This window comes from Actinomadura decatromicini (assembly GCF_008121305.1).
In the GTDB taxonomy this organism is placed as follows: Bacteria; Actinomycetota; Actinomycetes; order Streptosporangiales; family Streptosporangiaceae; genus Spirillospora; species Spirillospora syzygii.
Map to the genome: position 1 here is coordinate 688,813 of NZ_VSRQ01000003.1, position 18,153 is coordinate 706,965.

Consider the following 18,153-nt stretch of genomic DNA (forward strand, 5'->3'; position numbering starts at 1 on the left):
CGTCCCGCTTCCTGTCCCGGTTCCTGTCCCGCTTCCCGTCCCGCTCGTCACGACTCCCCGGAGGCGTCCTGGTCGCGGACGAACTCGCGCAGCCAGGGCATGAACTCCGGCGCCAGGTCAGGACGTTCCGCCGCGAACTGGACGACCGTCCGCAGGTACTCCAGCTTGTTGCCGGTGTCGTAGCGGCGGCCCCGGAACTTCACGCCGTACACGCCGCCGCCCTGCTCGGCGGGCATGTCGGCGAGGGTGCGCAGCGCGTCGGTCAACTGGATCTCGCCGCCGCGCCCGGGCGGGGTCTTCTCCAGGACGTCGAACACCGCGGGGTCGCAGACGTACCGGCCGATGATGATCCAGTTGCTGGGCGCCTCCTCGATGGACGGCTTCTCCACGAGGTCGGAGATGCGGACGACGTCGTCCTCGTCCGTCGGCTCGATGGCCGCGCACCCGTACGCCGAGACCTGGTCGGGCTCGACCTCCATCAGCGCGATCACGCTGCCGCCGAACTGGTTCCGCACCTCGATCATGCGCCGCAGCAGCTTGTCCCGGGCGTCGATCATGTCGTCGCCGAGCAGCACCGCGAACGGCTCGTGACCGACGTGCTGCCGCGCGCAGTGCACGGCGTGCCCGAGCCCGCGCGGCTCGCCCTGCCGCACGTAGTGCATGATCGCGAGGTCGCTCGACTCGTGGACGGCGTCGAGCCGCTCAGCGTCGCCCTTGGCGCGCAGCGCCTCCTCGAGCTCGTAGGCTCGGTCGAAGTGGTCCTCGATGGACCGCTTGCTCCGGCCGGTGACCATGAGGACGTCGCTCAGCCCGGCGTCGACCGCCTCCTCCACGACGTACTGGATCGCCGGTTTGTCGACGATGGGCAGCATTTCCTTGGGAGTCGCCTTGGTGGCGGGCAAGAATCGGGTACCGAGACCGGCCGCCGGGACGACCGCCTTGAGCACAGGTGTGATGTCGGCCATGTAGAGACCCTAACCACCCACGAGGACGCCAGCGTGCAGGACATCCTTTCAAAGACCGACCTCCGGGCCGCGGTGCTGGACAGACGTGCCGCGATGCCGCCGGAGGCCCGCTCCGCAGCCGGACGATCGATCCGGGACGCGCTGCTGTCCCTGCCGGAGGTCGAGATGGCGGGGACGGTCGCCGCCTACGTCTCGGTGGGCACCGAGCCCGACACGCGCGGCCTGCTGTTCGCGCTGTGGAAGCGCGGGACGTACGTGATCCTCCCCCGCCTGCTCCCGGACGGCGACCTCGACTGGGCGTCCTACGAGGGGCCCGACTCGCTCGTCCCGGGGCCGCGCGGGTGCCTGGAGCCGTCCGAGCCTCCGCGCGGCGTCGGGGCCGTGGCCAGCGCGGACGTCGTCCTCGTCCCGGCGCTCGCGGCCGACCGGACGGGCCTGCGGCTCGGCCGCGGCGGCGGCTCCTACGACCGGGCGCTCACGCGGGTCGGCCCGGCGATCCTGACGGTGGCGCTGCTGTACGACGGGGAGCTCGTCCCGGCGCTGCGGTCGGAGCCGCACGACCGGCGCGTCCGAGCGGCCGTGACGCCTTCGGACGGCCTCGTCCGCCTCAGCTGACCGTCCGCCCCGGCTGAAGGTTCGGCCTCAGCTGACCGTCCGGCCTGCTCCGTCCGGCCTGCTCCGTCCGGCCTGCTCCCTGCGGGCTGTTCCGTCCGGCCTGCTCCCTGCGGGCTGTTCCGTTCGCCTTTCGGGGCGGCCCATAGAGTGAGGGCAAGATCGCGGCTCGGGGGGCGCGGTCTCGGCGGAGGTCGGAACGGGAGGTTCGAATATGACGGCGCCGTGGCGGATCCTTTCCCTGCCCCCGATCGACGAAGACCTCGTCCGGGGCCTGTTCGCGCCGCTCGGCGGCGCCGCCGAGGTCGCGTTCCCAGCAACGCGCGACCGCGCCGCCCTGCTCGACGCGCTGCCCAAGGCGGACATCGTGATCGCCGACTTCAGCGGACGGCTCGCGCTGGACGCCGAGGCCGTCGCCGCCGCGTCGCGGGTGGCGTTCGTCCAGATGCCCGCCGTCGGGACGGACAGCATCGACGTCGCCGCCCTGACGGCCGCCGGGGTTCCCGTGGCGAACGCCGCCGGGTTCAACGCGCGGGGCGTGGCCGAGTGGGCGGTGGGCGCCGCGTTCTCACTGTGCAGGAACCTCGCCTGGGGCGACCGTGCGGTCCGTGCGGGCGGATGGCCGCAGATGGAGATGACCGCGAGGACACCACGCGAAATCCACACGCAGCGGGTCGGCATCGTGGGTTTCGGGGCGATCGGCTCTGAGGCGGCACGGCTTTTCACCGCGCTCGGCTGCACGGTGTCCTACTGGACGAGGCGGAAGCGTCCCGACGCAGCAGCGACGTACCGCGACCTGGACGACCTCATGGCGACGTCCGACATCCTCGTCATCGCCCTGCCTCGCACCCCCGAGACCAAGAACCTGATCGGTCCCGAACGCCTCGCCCTACTGCCGGACAACGCTCTTCTGGTGAACGTGGCCCGTGGCGGTATCGCGCCTGACGACGCCGTCCTCGACGCACTGAATTCGGGACGTCTCGCTGGCGCGGCCCTAGACGTGTTCGACCAGGAACCCCTTCCGGTGGAGCATCCGCTCCGTTCCCACGAGAACGTCCTGCTGTCGCCGCACACGGCCGGAGGATCCGTCCAGTCCCAACTGAACCTGGCGGCCCTGGTGCGGGACAACGTGACCGCGGCCGTCGAGGGCCGGGACGTCCGCCATATCGTGAACGGAATGAACCCGCAGGTCAGACGCCGATAACGAGCGTTTCCGACATGCCGACCATCAACCGAAAATACGCGATCGGCCGATGAATCTGTAGGATTCCTCAACGATCAACTTTGACGACCTCGAAGGGTGGGATGTGCATCTCGACCTCTGGCTACTCCTCGGGGCCACGCTCGTACTCTGCGCCATCGTCGCGGTCAGGCTGTCGCACCAGGCGGGCCTCCCGACCCTGCTGGCGTACATGGGCCTCGGCCTCCTCATCGGCGAGTCCGGCCCCCTCCACATCAACTTCGACGACGTCGAGCTGGCCGAGACCCTCGGCCTCGCCGCGCTCGTCCTGATCCTCGCCGAGGGCGGCCTGACCACGAGCTGGCGGCACGTCCGCAAGGCCGTGCCCGCGGCGATCAGCGTGTCCATCGTCGGCACGCTGGTCAGCATTCTCGTGGTCGGCCTCGCCGCCATGTGGCTCGTCGGCCTGGACTGGCGGCCCGCGTTCCTGCTCGCCGCCGTGCTCGCCCCGACCGACGCCGCCGCCGTGTTCTCGGTGCTGCGGCGCCTGCCGCTGCCGTCCCGGCTGTCCGGGCTGCTGGAGGCCGAGTCCGGCTTCAACGACGCGCCCGTCGTGATCATCGTGGTGACGCTGAGCACGCACACCGGCGTCCCCAACCTCGCCGAGCTGTTCGGCGTCATGGTGTACGAGCTGGCCGCGGGCGCGATCATCGGCATCGTCGTCGGCTGGCTCGGCGCGCAGGGGCTGCGCCGCGTCGCGCTGCCCGCGTCCGGCCTCTACCCGATCGCGGTGCTGTCCCTGTCGATCGGCTCGTACGGCGCGGCGACGCTGCTGCACGCCAGCGGGTTCCTCGCCGTCTACGTCAGCGCGGTCGTGCTCGGCAACGCGCGGCTCCCCCACCGTCCGGCCACGCGCGGCTTCGCCGAGGGCGTCGGCTGGCTCGCCCAGATCGGGCTGTTCGTGATGCTGGGGCTGCTGGCCTCGCCCAGCGAACTGCCCCGGCAGATCGTCCCCACCCTGGTGGTCGGGTTCGTGCTGCTGCTGATCGCGCGTCCGGTGTCGGTCGTGGTCTCCACGGTCGGGTTCAAGATGTCGTGGGGAGAGAAGCTCTTCGCGTCCTGGGCGGGGCTGCGGGGCGCGGTCCCGATCGTCCTCGCCACCATCCCGATGGTGCAGGACGTGGAGAGCGCCGACCGCATGTTCGCGATCGTCTTCAACATCGTCGTGGTGTTCACCCTGTTGCAGGGGCCCACGCTGCCCTTGGCGGCGAAGTGGTGCCGGTTGGAGAGCGACGAGCAGACCCGCGAACTGGACGTCGAAGCCGCTCCCCTGGAGGAACTGCACGCCGATCTGCTGGAAGTGCGTATACCGGTCGACTCCATGCTGAGCGGAGTGGAGATATTCGAGCTGCGGCTCCCTCCGGGTGCGTCCGTCACCCTCATCGTCCGGGACGGGACGAGTTTCGTCCCCGAACCCACGACGCCCCTCCACGCGGGTGACACTCTCCTGGTCGTCACCACCGACGCCGTACGGGAGTCGACCGAACGCCGCCTGCGCGCGGTGAGCCGCAGGGGGAAGCTGGCGGGCTGGTTCGGCGAGCAGGGAACGTGACCATTCTGGCGGTTCGCCTGGTGACGGGCCTGATGACCGGTTAGGGAACAGGCCGGGGGCGAATCCTGTTCCAAGGATCGGTACCATTAGCAGTCGTTCAGAGTGAGTGCCAGCCCGCGGATCCGGCAGGCTGAGTCAACGAGGAGGAACCGTGCCGACGTATCAGTACGTTTGCACCGAGTGCGGCGAGCCTCTGGAGGTCGTGCAGAAGTTCAGCGACGACGCGCTGACCGAGTGCCCGGCCTGTAACGGCAAGCTCCGCAAGGTCTTCTCGGCGGCGGGGATCATCTTCAAGGGTTCGGGCTTCTACCGGACGGACAGCCGCTCGGGCTCCGGCAAGTCCTCGACCACGACCGCGTCGTCGAACGGCTCGTCGTCGAACGGTGAGGCGTCCAAGTCGGACTCGTCCTCGTCGTCGTCCGACTCGACCTCTTCGTCGTCCTCGTCTTCGTCTTCGTCGGGCTCGTCTTCGTCTGGGGGCGACTCGTCGTCCTCCAGCAAGTCGTCGTCCAGCAAGTCGTCGTCGTCCAGCAAGGTCGCCTGACCCTTCAGACCCCGGCACCACCTAGCCGGAGGGTTCGTCCCGGACGTCCGTCCAGGTCCGTCCGGGGATGTGATCCTCCGGCCTTAGGCATGCACGCCTGTCCTTGTGCCTTCGCGGCTGTTCCTTTCGCGGCGCGCCCGCCCTTGCGGGGGGCGCGCCTTCTACATCTCAAGAGGTAGCCGCGCCCTCCCCCATGCCCCAGCGGGCGTAGCACGGATCGCGCCCCACGCCCGACGCGCGACCCGGCGCCCCCTCGCGACGATTGAGGGGCCTTGAGGGACGGGTGAATCTCCTGGCCGCCCTCCCGGTTGACAAGTAGCTCTATTTTAGAGAGACTCTTAAGCAGAGATACTCGCCCAGCAGCCGAAATCTCGCGATACTACTTGACATGTCTCGGTCATCGAGACATCCTACCCAGAACGCGACATATCTTGAATGCCCGCGCACAGGAGAGGAACCATGAGCGGACACAGCCCGGCTCCCCCCAGGTCGGAGGCCCCGAGGTCGGCGGCCCACCGCCTGGCCGGACTCATCGCCGGACGGCGCACGAAATGGGCCGTCCTGGCCGTGTGGGTCGTCCTGCTGGTCGCCCTCGGGCCGCTCGCCGGCAAGCTCGGCGACGTCGAGAAGAACGACGCGGCGTCCTGGCTCCCCGAAGGGGCCGAATCGACCCAGGTGGTGGAACTCGAAGAACGGTTCCGCAAGGACGAGACCATGCTCGCGGTCATCGTCTACGAACGCTCTGGCGGAATCACCGCGCAGGACCGCGCCAAGGCCGCGTCGGACGTCCCCGCCCTGCAGAAGCTTCCCGGCGCGCAGAAGGCGCAGGGACCGTTCCCGTCCAAGGACGGGAAGGCGCTGCAGACCCTCGTGCCCCTCACCGACGAGGACATCACCGGCGCCGTCGACCAGGCGCGCGACCTCACCCAGCGCGGGCCGCCCGGACTGACCGCGCACGTCACCGGTCCCGCGGGCGGCGGCGCCGACCAGTTCGAGGTCTTCCAGAGCCTGGACGGCTTCCTGCTCCTCGCGGCGGGCGCGGTCGTCATCGTCCTGTTGCTCATCATCTACCGCAGCCCTGGGCTCTGGTTCGTCCCCGTACTGAGCGCGGTGTTCGCGCTTGGGCTCGCCCAGTCGCTGGTGTATCTGCTCGCCAAGTACGGCGACCTCACCGTGAACGGACAGAGCGCCGGAATCCTGACCGTTCTCGTGTTCGGCGTCGCCACCGACTACGCGCTCCTGCTCGTCGCCCGCTACCGGGAAGAACTGCACCGGCACGAGGACCGGCACGAGGCCATGGCGTACGCGCTGCACCGCGCGGCCCCCGCCATCATCGCGTCGGCCGCCACCGTCGCCATCGGCCTGCTGTGCCTGCTGCTGGCGGAGATGAACTCCACCGCCGGCATGGGCCCGGTCGCCGCGGCGGGCGTCCTCACCGCTCTCGCCGCTATGACGACCCTTCTGCCCGCGCTTCTCGTCATCTTCGGCCGGTGGCTGTTCTGGCCGCTGATCCCCCGCTATGACGCCAAGTACCTGCGGCCAGAGGCGTATGAGGCCGAGCACGGGGTGTGGAGCAAAATCGCCGGTCTCGTCGCGAGGCGCCCGCGCGCGCTCTGGGCCCTCACCATGCTGGGCCTGATCGGCCTCACCCTCGGCCTGGGCTCGCTCAAGGCCGACGGGCTGTCGAACGCGGGACAGTTCACCGGACGTCCCGACTCCATCAAGGGCGAGGAGGTCGTCGCCCGGCACTTCCCCGCGGGCTCCGGCTCGCCCGCCGTCATCATCGCCAAGGCCGGGGCGTCCGACCGGGTCGCCGAGACCGTCCGCGGGACGGCCGGAGTCGCCGAGGTCGGCCCGCCCGCCACCGCGAACGGCCTGGTCAAGTACGAGGCGACGCTGAAGTACCCGGCCGACAGCGACGCGGCGCGCGGCACGATCGACCGGCTGCGGGACGGGGTGCACCGCGTCCCGTCCGCGGACGCCAAGGTCGGCGGCATGACCGCGACCGCCCTCGACATCAAGCGGGCCTCCGCCCGCGACAACAAGGTGATCATCCCGATCGTGCTGGGCGTGGTGTTCCTGATCCTCATCGCGCTGCTGCGGGCCGTCGTCGCGCCGCTGCTGATGATGGGCACCGTGGTGCTGTCGTTCCTCGCCTCGCTGGGCGCCTGCGCCCTGATCTTCCAGCACGGGTTCGGGTTCGAGGGGACCGACTCCGGGTTCCCCCTGCTCGCGTTCATCTTCCTGGTCGCGCTCGGGGTCGACTACAACATCTTCCTGATGCACCGTGTCCGGGAGGAGTCGCAGGCCCTCGGGACGCGGCGCGGCATCCGGCGCGGCCTCACCGTCACCGGCGGCGTGATCACCTCGGCCGGGCTGGTGCTCGCGGCGACGTTCGCGTCCATGGTCACGCTGCCACTGGTGTTCATGGTCGAGATGGGCTTCGCGGTCGCGTTCGGCGTCCTGCTGGACACGCTGGTCGTCCGGTCCCTGCTGCTCCCGGCCCTGTCGTACGACATCGGCCGCCGCATCTGGACGCCGGGACGCCTCGCCAAGGACACCCCGTCCGACGACGACCGGCGGAAGGTGCTCGACCCGGTCGGCTGACACCGCTCCGGTCGGTGTCCGGCCTGGTGGGAAAGGGTTTGGGGCCCGGCGCGGGCGACTGCGCCGGGCCCCTTCCCGCTGAGTTATCCACAATCGGCGGACGGTCTCCCGAAGGGCCGTGGGCGGTGGCTAGTGTCGGCGGCATGTCCACTCAGCCTTCCGGTTCCGAGCCCGCCGCCGAGATCGGGGTCATCGGCGGCTCCGGGTTCTACTCCTTCCTCGACGACATCGAGGAGGTGCGGGTCGAGACCCCCTACGGCCCGCCGAGCGACCCCGTCGCGATCGGCGAGCTGGCGGGGCGGCGCGTCGCCTTCGTCCCCCGGCACGGCCGCGACCACCGGTTCCCGCCGCACAAGATCCCCTACCGGGCCAACCTGTGGGCGCTGCGCTCGCTCGGCGTCCGGCGGGTCCTGGCGCCGAGCGCGGTCGGCTCCCTCACCCGCGACCACGGGCCCGGCACGCTCGCCGTCCCCGACCAGCTCGCCGACCGCACGTCCGGACGCGAGCAGACCTACTACGAGACGGGCGGCGCGGTCCACGTCTCGTTCTCCGACCCGTACTGCCCGTCGGGCCGCCGCACCGCCGTGTCCGCCGCGCGGGCGTCCGGCTGGGACGCGGTCGACGGCGGCACCCTCGTCGTCATCGAGGGGCCGCGCTTCTCGACCCGCGCCGAGTCCCAGTGGTTCGCCTCCCAGGGCTGGACGCTGATCGGGATGACCGGCCACCCCGAGGCCGTCCTCGCCCGCGAGCTGGCGCTCTGCTACACGCCGCTGTGCCTCGTCACCGACCTCGACGCCGGGATCGAGGAGGGCGAGGGCGTCACCATGGACGAGGTGCTCCGCGTGTTCGGCGAGAACGTCGGCCGCCTCCGCGCCGTCGTGGCCGACATCGTCGAGGCGCTGCCCGCCGAGCGCGACTGCCCCTGCCCGAACGTCCTGGACGGCATCAAGCTCCCCCTGGAGCTGCCGTGAACGCCCGGTTAGCCCGCCTGCGACGGCCGCTGGCGGCGCTGTTCGCCGCGGCCGCCGCGGGGCTCGCGCTGCCGGCGCTGCGGCCCGGGCCACCGCCGTCCGTCGCGGTCCTCGCCGCCGCGCGCGACCTGCGCGCCGGGGCCACGCTCACCGCGTCCGACCTGCGGCGGGTGCGGCTGCCGCCGGAGGCCGTCCCGTCCGGCGCCCTCCGCTCCGGCGCGGCCGGGCGCGTCCTCGCCGGGCCGATGCGGCGCGGCGAGCCCCTCACCGACGCGCGCCTGGTCGGCGACGGGCTCCTGCGCGGCTTCGGCCCCGGCACGGTCGCCACCCCGGTCCGGATCGCGGACGCCGGGGCCGTCCGCCTCGTGCGGCCGGGCGACCGCATCGACGTGCTCGCCGCTCCGTCCCCGTCCCCCTCGTTGTCCCCTTCGTTGGACGCCGCGCCCGCCGTCGTCTCCGGTGGGGCTCGGTTGGTGATCTCCTCGGTGCCGGTCGTGGCCGTTCCGCGTCGCGCCGCCAGCGATGATCACGATGGGGCACTGGTGGTCGTGGCGACCGACCGGACCCAGGCGGTGGCCCTCGCCGGCGCCGCCGCCCCGCTGACCTTGACGATCACCGGCCACTGATCCCCCGGACGCTTCTCTGCTGATTTGGCGAACCTCAGCAGTTTCATTACGATCCGTAGCCGTCCCTGTGCGGCCGTAACCGGGACGCACACCCCCGACACCCCTGGAGCCCGTCATGAGCGGATTCAAGAAGTTCCTCATCCGCGGAAACCTCGTCGAACTCGCGGTCGCGTTCGTCGTCGGGGCCGCCTTCGCCGGACTCGTGAAGGACTTCGCGAACTCCTTCATCACCCCCCTCATCGCGCTGATCGGCGGCAAGCCCGACTACACGGGCCTGGCCGTCACGATCGAAGGCACCAAGTTCCCGTACGGGGTCTTCCTGACGTCCTCGATCGCGTTCTTCATCACGGCCGCGATCGTGTACTTCCTGGTCGTTCTCCCGACCACCAAGCTGATCGAGCGGATGGACCGGGGCAAGGAGGCGACCGAGCGCGAATGCCCGGAATGCCTCAGCGAGATCCCCATCAAGGCCACCCGCTGCCGCTACTGCACCGCCGAAGTCTCCCCAGTCGCCGAGGCGGTCCACTGACGAACGGCCGCGCACCGCACCGAACCGGCCTGGAAGCCCAGCCCGCCCGCCAAGCCTCGGGGCCGCCGCCAAGCCTCGGGTCCCGCCAAGCCGTCTCCAGCCCGCACCAGGCCCCCGGTGGGGCCGGTTACAAGGGCGGGTCTAGAGGGACGAAAGCTGAACTCGCTCGCGGGCTGCGGTTTCCAGGGCGGGGTTGCCCTCCTCGTACATCACCCGGACGCGCGAGGAGCATGCCCTCCATTCACCGTTCTCTTGTTTGAGGCCGATGCTGTAGTGGCAGCCGATCACCCAGATAGGGGCATCCACGGTTTCGGTGAGCACGTGCGTGACACGGGCGTCGAACCGCGCCGTCGCCGTGAGTTCCTCGCCCAATTCGACCACGATCGGACCCAGTAGGTCCTGGGTGGTATCGAAGCCAGGCAGAAAAACTCTGCAGCCCCGCTACGAACTCGTCCGTGGAGACCAGTTCCGGGCCGCCCTGTTTCGACGGGTAATCGAGATCAATGGGCTCCGCCGCCAGTGCGGCCACCGCTTCCCAATCACGCGCGTCCAGCGCGTGAAAGAGCCGCGTCACGTGGCTCACCAAACGGTCGGTTACGCGGCCACCGAGCTCCTCGACAGCTGCCAGGGCCCGGTGGTCGAGCCCGACCCGTCGTGCCCGGTGGAGATCATTCTCGCCGCGCTGCGCGGACGCTGGACCGCCCTGGCGCTCCTCGAACTCCTCCACGGTCCACGCAGCTTCAGTCAGCTGGCGCAGGCACTTCCGACGCTCTCCGAGAAGGTCCTCACCGACCGGCTGGACTAGTTGGTCGAGGCGGGTGCGCTCGACCGGCACCGCACGACGGGCTGGCCCCCAAGGGTGCGGCTACGTCCTCACCGACCGCGGCCGCGCCCTCGCCCCCGTCCTGCAGGCGCTCTGGGATTGGGGCAAGAACGCCGCACCCGCACAACCCCGCTAAGCCAAGACCAGAGCCACTGAGGCACATCAATCCGTAGTGGACGACCGCGCCTCGCCTCCGCCATTAGTTCAGTGCAGAGTCGCGGGGCGGTCGGTCACTCGTCGGTTCCGAACTCCCAGTGCCACGGCTCGAACGGGTTGCTGTATGCCCACGCCGGGTGCACCCAGCCGTATTTCCCGGCGTTGGCCTCCATCCAGTTGAACTGAATGGAGCCCGAATTCTGCACGCCGCCGCACAGGTCGACCGCCTGGCCCTTGCCGTGGTTGCTCGTCCCCGGCACGGCCGCGAATCCCGGCCGTTGCGCGTAGATCTGGTGCTGTTCCGACAGATTCCGGTATGCGTCCCTGACGCACATCTGGCGGCCGAACCGGCGCTTGTAGGCCTCGTTGAGCTTGTAGAAGGCCAATGCCGCGTCCGCCCGGAGCTTGAAGCCCTTCTGCGGCAGGACGCACAGGTATTTCGCGGGAATGAGCCCGTTCGGGAACTTCTTCGCGTCCGCCGCGAGATCCTTGTCGCAGCCGAACTGCAACCGTCTGAGGCTGCCCGCGGCGAGCTTTTCGAGCATCTTGTTGAGCTGCTGGGTCAGCTCCGCCGACTTGTTCTTCAGGCCGTCCACGTCCTGCTGGAGGCGCGTCTGCTCGACCGCGTTGCGCGACTGCAGGTCTTGGGCGGTCGACGCGAGCCGCTTCCGCCTGTCCTGCAACTCGTCGGCACGGTCGACCAGCGCCTGCTGGGACTGGGCGATCAGGGTCACGTCCGCCGTCGAGCGCAGCGCCTCGCTCGGATCGCCGCCGCCGAAGATCGCCATCGACCCGGCCGCGCCGCTCTGCTGGTAGGAGCTGTTCGCCAGCCTGGCCAGCGGCTCCCGGATCCGGTTCAGCTCCGCCTCCGCCTCCGCGAGGTCCGCGAGCGTGCCCCGGAGCTTGACCTGGGAGGCGGCGAGGTCCTTCTTCCGGTCCTCCATCTTCTGCGTGGCCTTCTCCAACTCGGCGCGCGCCTTGGACGCCTCGCGGCGCAGCGCGTCGAGGGTGTCGGCCCGGCCCTCGGCCACGCAGAGCGGCGAGATCATCGTCATCACCAGGAAGACCGCTGTCAGCGCCGCCGACCGGGGATTCGGCACGGTGGTTTTCCTCCTGATGCCCGAATGCGGATCAGCGGCAGAACGCTACTACAGGTTCTACGGTGACCCGTCAGTAATCGGCTCAGCGACCACGGTAACCGTTCCGCTCGCACCACCGGTGCAGCCACCAGACGTCGTCCCAGCCCGGCGGGCACGGCCTCCGCGTCCTGCTCCCCGGGGACTGCTGCGCCGGCTTCCGCTTCCGCGGCGTCGTCACCGGCGCCGGCGCCCGCCTGGGCGCCTTCGTCGCCGCCTGCGGCTCCGCGTCCGGCGGCACGTACTCCCCGTACGTCGGCTCCCCCGCGGGCGTGGCCGGCGACGCCGTCGTCCGCTGCCCGGACGCCGCCGCCTCGGGGCGCTCCCGCGCCGGCTCGTCCCGCAACCCGAACGCCACGACCGAGGCCACGACGACCGGCACCACGAAGGCCCCGGCCACGATGCCGATCCGCCTGCCCCGGGACGACCGCTCGTCCGCCTCGTCCACTTCGTCCGCGGCAGGCCGGTCCTTCGGCTGCCCACGATGCCGACCCGTCACGGCATCGAAGCGTACCGACCCCGCCCCTGCGGGGCCTAGAGCCCCGGGCCGCCCCATAAGAAGGAGCGCCCGGCACGCCCCGTCCCCTACCCTGTAGGTGCCGTCCGCTACGCTCTTGCCGCAGCGACGACACGCCTCCGTAGCTCAGGGGATAGAGCACCGCTCTCCTAAAGCGGGTGCCGCAGGTTCGAATCCTGCCGGAGGCGCCCACCAAGCAGGGCGCCGACCTGCCGAGATCCAGCACACTTCGAACGCGGCGCCCGCCAATGAAGATCAATATGGGCCGTGGTGGCACCATCGGTCTACGCGCGGCCCCTGCGCGGCACGCACGCCGAGATCTTCTCCGCCGCGTCCTCGGCGAGATCTTCGGCGACCACGGTGTACACATCGGCGGTGAAAGCCGCCGAAGCGTGCCCGAGGATCTCGCTTACGGCCTTCATGGGCACCCAGGCCGCCAGCGGCATCGTGGCCGAGCCGTGTCGCAGGTCATGCCCTGGCTGAGCCGCTTGGACAGGAACGTCAACGCCCGGCCCGTGTGCCCAAAGGTGGAGAAGCGGACACCCAATGACCAGGAGTGCCGAGGGTGTGTGGCGGGCCGGACGGCGGCGCATCATGTTGACGACATACATACTAGTATGTATGTTCCTTTCATGACGACGAGCCATACCGCCCGCGAACGTCCCGCCGGCCCGGCCGTATCCGGTGACTCCGAGGTGCACTACGCCGGCCTGCTGGACGTCGCGGCACGGATACGAGACCGCGAGCTCACGCCGGTCGAACTGACCGAGGCGCTGCTGGCACGGATCGAACACATCGATCCGGCGCTGTGCAGTTACGCCACCGTGACGGCGGACGCCGCCATCAGACAGGCCAGGACCGCGGATGCCGAAATGCAGGCGGGGCGCTATCGAGGGCCCCTGCACGGTGTGCCGATCGCGGTGAAGGACAATATCTTCACCGCCGGTATCGTCACCGCGGCAGGCACCACGATCCACTCCGAACATGTGCCCTCGTACGATTCGACAGTGGTCCGGCGGCTGACGGAGGCGGGTGCGATCCTGCTCGGCAAGCTGCAACTCACCGAGGGCGCGTTCGCCGAACATCATTCGTCGGTCACGCCGCCGCGGAACCCGTGGAACCCCGGCTACTGGTCAGGCGCCTCGTCGAGCGGTTCGGGCGTCGCGGTCGCGGCCGGTCTCGGATTCGGTGCCCTGGGTACCGATACCGGTGGGTCGATCCGGTACCCGTCGGCGGCCAACGGCGTCACCGGCATCAAACCGACATGGGGTCGGGTGAGCAGGCATGGCGTCTTCGCGCTCGCCGCGAGCCTCGACCATGTCGGTCCGATGGCCCGCTCGGCGGTCGACGCGGGCGCGATCCTCGGTGCGATCGCCGGGGCGGATCCGCGTGATCCGACGGCCCTGACCATACCGGTGCCCGACTATCTGGCCGGTCTTGACGCGTCCGTCGGTGACCTGCGAGTCGGTGTGGACCGCTCTTACAACGAGACACGCGTCGACTCGGAGACCATCCGGATGCTCGACGAGGTCGTGGCCGTACTGCGCCGTATGGGCGTGACGATTGCGGAGGTCACCCTTGACGGCACCGCCGCCATCAACGCCCTGTGGCCGCGCTACGCCGGCGCCGAGGCCGCGCTCGCGCACCACGAGACCTTCCCCTCGCGCGCGTCGGAATACAACCCGGTGGACACACCCGGCTCGATCGCCGGCCTCATCGCACCGGGTCACACGGTGTCTGGGCTCGAACTCATGCGTGCACACCACCAGCGGCTCGCGTTCACCGGCGGGCTCAGGCACACTCTGCGCGACGTGGACGTCCTGCTGGCTCCGGTGCAGCCGACCACGAGTCTCACGCTCGCGCAGAAGGACTCGCTGTACGCCGACGCCGACGCCTTGACCGATTTCCTGCGCTTCGTCACCCCGTTCGATATGTCCGGCAACCCGACGATCACCCTGCCGGGTGGCTTCGACGAGGATGATATGCCGCTGGGATTCCAGTTCGTCGGCCGCGCGTTCGACGAGGAACTGCTGATCCGGCTCGGCGACGCCTATCAACGCGAGACCGACTGGCACCTGCGGCATCCGGAGCTGTGAATTCCGGCCCGGAGGGTTCGGCCGCGCGGACACACCGCACCGCACGCTTGGAGGAGGCACCATGAAACCGGACGCTCGTGACCGTCTGATCGAGGGCACGCGTGAACTGTTGTGGGAGCGCGGGTACGTCGGCACCAGCCCGACCGCGATCCTGTCGCGCTCCGGTGTCGGTCAGGGCAGCATGTACCACCACTTCGCCGGCAAGCCCGACCTGGCGCTGGCGGCAGAGCAGCGCAGTGCGGAACTGATGCAGCAGCAGATCGTGGAAGCGTTCGCCGTGAAGGGCACCGCGTTCGAACGGATCTCGGGATATCTGGGGCGCGAACGCGATGTGCTGCGCGGTTGCAGCGTCGGCCGGCTCACGGCCGACCCTGACATCATGGCGGACGAGAAGCTGCGCGCACCGGTGCGCGAGACCTTCGAGGTACTGCACGAGAACCTCCGGCGCACGATCGCCGAAGGCGTGGCCGCGGGCGAGTTCGCCGACGACCTGGACACCGACGAGATCGCTTCCACCATCGCAGCCGTGATACAGGGCGGTTACGCGCTCGCCCGCGCGGCGCAAGCCGTCGCACCCTTCGACCGCGCCGTACGAGGGGTGCTGTCACTTCTGCGAGCGAGCGCCCGCCCCTGACCCGAAGGGGCGCCTTCCCGCTGCCGTCACCGCCCTCCCGGGCGAAGTTCCCATTTCCAGGAGCGACCCTGTCGTCCGACGCTGCCCAAGAACCCGATGCCGCCCAAGAACTTGAGGCATCCCAAGAACAAGGCCCGCCACGCGGTTCCGCTTTCGCCACTGGCCGGGCACTCGGTCTGACCGGCCTGTGTCTGGGCACCGCGCTGATCATCATGGAAGCGAACGTGGTCAACGTCGCGATGCCGGCGATCCGGACCGACCTTCGCGCGGGTTCTGCCGGTGCCCTATGGATCATCGACGCCTACACGCTCGTGTTCGCCGCACTGCTGCTGTCCGCTGGCCGGCTGGGGGACCGAATCGGTGCCCGACGTGCCTACGTGGCCGGATTGGGCTTGTTCACCGCCGCCTCGATCGTGTGCAGTCTGGCCCCGGCCACCGGCCCACTCACCCTCGGCCGCGCATGCCAGGGGCTGGGCGCGGCGCTCCTCGCCCCGGCACCGCTGACACTGATCACCCACACCTTCACGACGCCCGCCGAACGCACCAGGGCGGTCGCGACGTGGGTGAGCGTGGGCGGCGCCGGATTCATGATCGGCCCGTTCGTCGGCGGGCTGCTGGTCGACACCATCGGGTGGCGCAGCGTCTTCCTGCTCAATGTCCCCGTGGCCGCCGGCGCCGGATGGCTCGTCATACGCAACGTGAGCGAGGTCCCGTTGCGACGCGTGTCGTTCGACATCGGCGGCCAGGTCATCGTTGTCGGCGGCCTCGCCGCCACCGTGTGGGCACTGGTGGAGTCGAGCGCCGCCGGATGGCACGACCCGGCCGTGCTGACGGCGCTCATCGGCGGCTGCGCAGCCCTTGTCGTTTTCATCGCGACCCAGCTCCGCTGGTCACGACGGGGACGGGAGGTCCTGCTACCGCGGGCTGTCATCGCCGCCCGTCCCGTCCTCGCGGGCCTGCTCGGCGGTGCGACGTACAACTTCACCCTCTACGGGATGCTGATCGTTTACACGCTCGGCTTCCAACAGTCCCGCGGTTACTCGGCATTCCAGACCGGAATGGCCTTTCTCCCTTTGACCGTCGCCGCCACACTCACCGCGATCTTTCTCGGCGCCCGCTTCATCACCGCGTTCGGACCACGCGCCGGTCTGGCCACCGGAATGATCCTCTCGGCGACGGGACTGGCCTTTCTCGCCATCGCCTCCGCACCGTATCCGCTCGTCGCGGTCGGCTTCTGCGTATTCTCCGCCGGAATGGGGCTGTCGGCGCCCGCTCAGACGCTCACGGTCATGACCTTCGCACCCGACCAGCACAAGAACATGGGGTCGAGCGCCCTGAACACGGCTCGGCAGACCGGTGGAGTGATCGGGGTCGCGCTGCTCGGTGCGATCGCCACGGCCCATCCCGCCACCGGCACTCCGATCACCATGGGAATCGCCATCGGCGCATGCGTGATCACAGCCGCTACCGCACTACGGTTCATCCCACCCGAAATACCTGGTAGCCGCACCAGGCGGGCAGGCCGCCCGCACCCTGAACGCATCTTGAGAGATCGACGGAAGTGCGACAAGTAGACGCGCACCGCTGGACGCCAAGGAGCCGTCCCCGCTGTGAACCGACGCGCCCTGCCGACCTTCCCGGCCCAGCGGTGCGGTGACCGTCGTCGCCGCGCCGTCCACAGGGGCTGAGTAGGTCTGTGGTGCGGTGGTGGGGCGTGTTCATGGGCGGCGGCCTGCGGGCGTTGTTTCTACGAAGCGCGGAAAGCCGGCGCTGAAGGACAGGGCCGTCTGAAGGACGCAGATGGCCATTAGGAGCGCCAGCGGGACCGTCCAGGAGCCGGTGACGTCCCGGAGGACACCGACGGTGAAAGGGCCGAAGGCGGCCAGGAGGTAGCCGACGCTCTGCGCCATCGCCGAGAGGGCGGCCGTGTCCGCCGCGGTGCGGGTCCGCATGCTGAACAGCGCCAGGGTCAGCGGGAACACGCCGCCGCCGATGCCGACGAAGACCGCCCAGAGCCAGGGAAGCGACTCCGGGCGGAGCAGGAGCCCGGCCAGGCCGGCGATCTGGACGACGGTCATGCCCGCGCCGAGCGCTCCCTGCCGCCGCAGCCGCGCCGCCAGGACCGGGACGGCGAAGTACACCGGTATGCCGACGAGGAGCGCGACGGCGAGGAGCGTGCCCGCCTCGTCCGGGGTGAAGCCGGCGTCCAGGTAGACGGTCGGCAGCCAGGCCATGACGACGAAGGCGAGCACGGACTGCGTCGCGAAGAGCAGGGTGACCGCCCAGGCGACCGGGCTGCGCAGCATGGCCGTCGCCGGCGCGCGGTGCTCGGCCGGGGCGGCGGTCCGGCGCGTCCGCGGCAGCCAGATCGCCAGGGTGGCGGCGGCGAGGACGGCCCAGGCCGCGAGCCCGCCGCGCCAGCCGCCGGTGGCGTCGCCGACCGGCACGGTGGCGGCGGCGCCGATCGCGGCCCCGGCGGACATGGCGGCGCTGTAGGCGCCGGTGACCTCCCCGACCCGGGCCGCGAACTCCATCTTGACGATCACCGGGACCAGCACGTTCCCCACCGCGATGCCGGCGCAGGCGACGAAGGTGCCCGCGAGCAGGGTCGCCTCGCCGCCGACGACCCGGACGAGCAGCCCGACCAGGAGCAGTCCGAGGGCGAGTCCGAGCCCGGTGTTCGGGCCCGCGCGCCGGATGAGCCAGGGTGTCGCCAGGGCGAAGCCGCCGAAGCACACGACCGGCAGGGCCGCCGCGGTGGAGGCGGCGAACGTGGACATCGCGAGGTCGGCGCGGGCCTGGTCGAGGACGGCGCCGAGGCTCGTCACCGCGACCCGCAGGTTCACGGCGACGAGGACGACGGCGACGAGCACCCCGAGGCGGCGCCGGACCGCGCCGCCGCGCCCGGGCACCGCATCGGCGGGCCGCGCCGGCACCGCGCCGGCGGGCCGCGCGGGCGCAGGGTCGGCGGGCCGCGTCGGCACCGCGTCGGGGGGCCGCGCCGGGACCGCGTCGGCGGGCCGCGCGGGCGCGGGGTCGGGGGGACGGCCGGCCGTGCCGGATCGGTCGGGCGAGTCTCCCTCGGCCTCCAGGGGCGGGTTGTCCGTGGTCACGTCGCGGCCCGTCCGGCGGGGCCGCTCGGCGT

Annotated in this window: 19 protein-coding genes, 1 tRNA gene and 1 pseudogene; 14 read left to right on the forward strand and 7 right to left on the reverse strand. The window is 70.6% G+C overall.

Annotated elements, in window-relative coordinates:
- Window positions 1-47: 47 nt before the first annotated feature.
- Window positions 48-965: a UTP--glucose-1-phosphate uridylyltransferase GalU gene (galU, locus tag FXF68_RS16900; RefSeq protein WP_148760168.1), complete on the reverse strand. Its 918-nt coding sequence runs from the start codon at window positions 963-965 to the stop codon at window positions 48-50.
- A 33-nt stretch (window positions 966-998) separates the two neighbouring features.
- Here galU and FXF68_RS16905 point away from each other — a divergent pair, with 33 nt between their 5' ends.
- From FXF68_RS16905 to FXF68_RS44640, 4 genes and pseudogenes are all read left to right on the forward strand, one after another.
- Window positions 999-1,580 (forward strand): 5-formyltetrahydrofolate cyclo-ligase, encoded by a 582-nt coding sequence (locus tag FXF68_RS16905; RefSeq protein WP_148760170.1) that lies wholly within the window; start codon window positions 999-1,001, stop codon window positions 1,578-1,580.
- 211 nt (window positions 1,581-1,791) lie between these two features.
- Window positions 1,792-2,781, forward strand: a complete 990-nt coding sequence (locus FXF68_RS16910; protein WP_148760172.1) for an NAD(P)-dependent oxidoreductase — start codon at window positions 1,792-1,794, stop codon at window positions 2,779-2,781.
- Between the two features lie 103 nt (window positions 2,782-2,884).
- On the forward strand, window positions 2,885-4,369 hold the full coding sequence (locus FXF68_RS16915) for a potassium/proton antiporter (RefSeq protein WP_148760174.1): 1,485 nt from the start codon (window positions 2,885-2,887) through the stop codon (window positions 4,367-4,369).
- Between the two features lie 151 nt (window positions 4,370-4,520).
- Window positions 4,521-4,661, forward strand: a pseudogene (locus FXF68_RS44640) (FmdB family zinc ribbon protein); the annotation flags it as partial.
- A gap of 14 nt (window positions 4,662-4,675) precedes the next feature.
- Here the strand turns inward: FXF68_RS44640 and FXF68_RS44645 are convergent.
- On the reverse strand, window positions 4,676-4,903 hold the full coding sequence (locus FXF68_RS44645) for a hypothetical protein (RefSeq protein ID WP_342787143.1): 228 nt from the start codon (window positions 4,901-4,903) through the stop codon (window positions 4,676-4,678).
- 469 nt (window positions 4,904-5,372) lie between these two features.
- Here FXF68_RS44645 and FXF68_RS16925 point away from each other — a divergent pair, with 469 nt between their 5' ends.
- The 4 genes from FXF68_RS16925 (at window position 5,373) to FXF68_RS16940 (ending at window position 9,646) form a co-directional block, all read left to right on the forward strand.
- Entirely contained in the window at window positions 5,373-7,520 is a 2,148-nt protein-coding gene (locus FXF68_RS16925; RefSeq protein ID WP_148760178.1) for an MMPL family transporter, read from the forward strand.
- A 143-nt stretch (window positions 7,521-7,663) separates the two neighbouring features.
- The gene (locus FXF68_RS16930) at window positions 7,664-8,491 is read left to right on the forward strand and encodes an S-methyl-5'-thioadenosine phosphorylase (protein WP_148760180.1); all 828 of its coding nucleotides are present in this window, start codon (window positions 7,664-7,666) and stop codon (window positions 8,489-8,491) included.
- The gene (locus FXF68_RS16935; RefSeq protein ID WP_148760182.1) at window positions 8,488-9,117 is read left to right on the forward strand and encodes an SAF domain-containing protein; all 630 of its coding nucleotides are present in this window, start codon (window positions 8,488-8,490) and stop codon (window positions 9,115-9,117) included. Before FXF68_RS16930 ends, FXF68_RS16935 begins: the two co-directional genes overlap by 4 nt.
- A 115-nt stretch (window positions 9,118-9,232) precedes the next feature.
- A complete protein-coding gene (locus tag FXF68_RS16940) occupies window positions 9,233-9,646 on the forward strand; it encodes an MscL family protein (RefSeq protein WP_148760184.1) in 414 nt (137 codons plus the stop codon).
- Between the two features lie 141 nt (window positions 9,647-9,787).
- Here FXF68_RS16940 and FXF68_RS16945 read toward each other — a convergent pair whose 3' ends face one another.
- Window positions 9,788-10,069, reverse strand: coding sequence for a nuclear transport factor 2 family protein (locus tag FXF68_RS16945; RefSeq protein WP_148760186.1), 282 nt, complete (start codon window positions 10,067-10,069; stop codon window positions 9,788-9,790).
- 151 nt (window positions 10,070-10,220) lie between these two features.
- Here FXF68_RS16945 and FXF68_RS44485 point away from each other — a divergent pair, with 151 nt between their 5' ends.
- Both FXF68_RS44485 and FXF68_RS44775 read left to right on the forward strand, forming a co-directional pair.
- Window positions 10,221-10,451, forward strand: a complete 231-nt coding sequence (locus FXF68_RS44485; RefSeq protein ID WP_222869966.1) for a winged helix-turn-helix transcriptional regulator — start codon at window positions 10,221-10,223, stop codon at window positions 10,449-10,451.
- Between the two features lie 13 nt (window positions 10,452-10,464).
- Window positions 10,465-10,605 (forward strand): winged helix-turn-helix transcriptional regulator, encoded by a 141-nt coding sequence (locus tag FXF68_RS44775; protein ID WP_222869967.1) that lies wholly within the window; start codon window positions 10,465-10,467, stop codon window positions 10,603-10,605.
- A 94-nt stretch (window positions 10,606-10,699) separates the two neighbouring features.
- Here FXF68_RS44775 and FXF68_RS16955 read toward each other — a convergent pair whose 3' ends face one another.
- Together FXF68_RS16955 and FXF68_RS16960 are read right to left on the reverse strand one after the other, a co-directional pair.
- Entirely contained in the window at window positions 10,700-11,725 is a 1,026-nt protein-coding gene (locus FXF68_RS16955) for a M15 family metallopeptidase (protein WP_148760189.1), read from the reverse strand.
- 82 nt (window positions 11,726-11,807) lie between these two features.
- Window positions 11,808-12,260, reverse strand: coding sequence for a hypothetical protein (locus tag FXF68_RS16960; RefSeq protein ID WP_148760191.1), 453 nt, complete (start codon window positions 12,258-12,260; stop codon window positions 11,808-11,810).
- Between the two features lie 133 nt (window positions 12,261-12,393).
- On the opposite strand from FXF68_RS16960, the gene FXF68_RS16965 reads away from it, so the two are divergent.
- A tRNA-Arg gene (locus FXF68_RS16965) sits at window positions 12,394-12,466 on the forward strand.
- 96 nt (window positions 12,467-12,562) lie between these two features.
- Here FXF68_RS16965 and FXF68_RS42405 read toward each other — a convergent pair.
- Window positions 12,563-12,700, reverse strand: a complete 138-nt coding sequence (locus FXF68_RS42405) for a hypothetical protein (RefSeq protein ID WP_222869968.1) — start codon at window positions 12,698-12,700, stop codon at window positions 12,563-12,565.
- Between the two features lie 210 nt (window positions 12,701-12,910).
- Here FXF68_RS42405 and FXF68_RS16975 point away from each other — a divergent pair, with 210 nt between their 5' ends.
- The 3 genes from FXF68_RS16975 (at window position 12,911) to FXF68_RS16985 (ending at window position 16,582) form a co-directional block, all read left to right on the forward strand.
- Window positions 12,911-14,374: an amidase gene (locus FXF68_RS16975; protein ID WP_148760195.1), complete on the forward strand. Its 1,464-nt coding sequence runs from the start codon at window positions 12,911-12,913 to the stop codon at window positions 14,372-14,374.
- 61 nt (window positions 14,375-14,435) lie between these two features.
- A complete protein-coding gene (locus FXF68_RS16980) occupies window positions 14,436-15,008 on the forward strand; it encodes a TetR/AcrR family transcriptional regulator (protein ID WP_148760196.1) in 573 nt (190 codons plus the stop codon).
- Between the two features lie 191 nt (window positions 15,009-15,199).
- Entirely contained in the window at window positions 15,200-16,582 is a 1,383-nt protein-coding gene (locus FXF68_RS16985; RefSeq protein ID WP_281292219.1) for an MFS transporter, read from the forward strand.
- 144 nt (window positions 16,583-16,726) lie between these two features.
- On the opposite strand, the gene FXF68_RS16990 is transcribed toward FXF68_RS16985, so the two are convergent.
- Window positions 16,727-18,121, reverse strand: coding sequence for an MFS transporter (locus FXF68_RS16990; RefSeq protein ID WP_222869970.1), 1,395 nt, complete (start codon window positions 18,119-18,121; stop codon window positions 16,727-16,729).
- Window positions 18,122-18,153 lie beyond the last annotated feature (32 nt).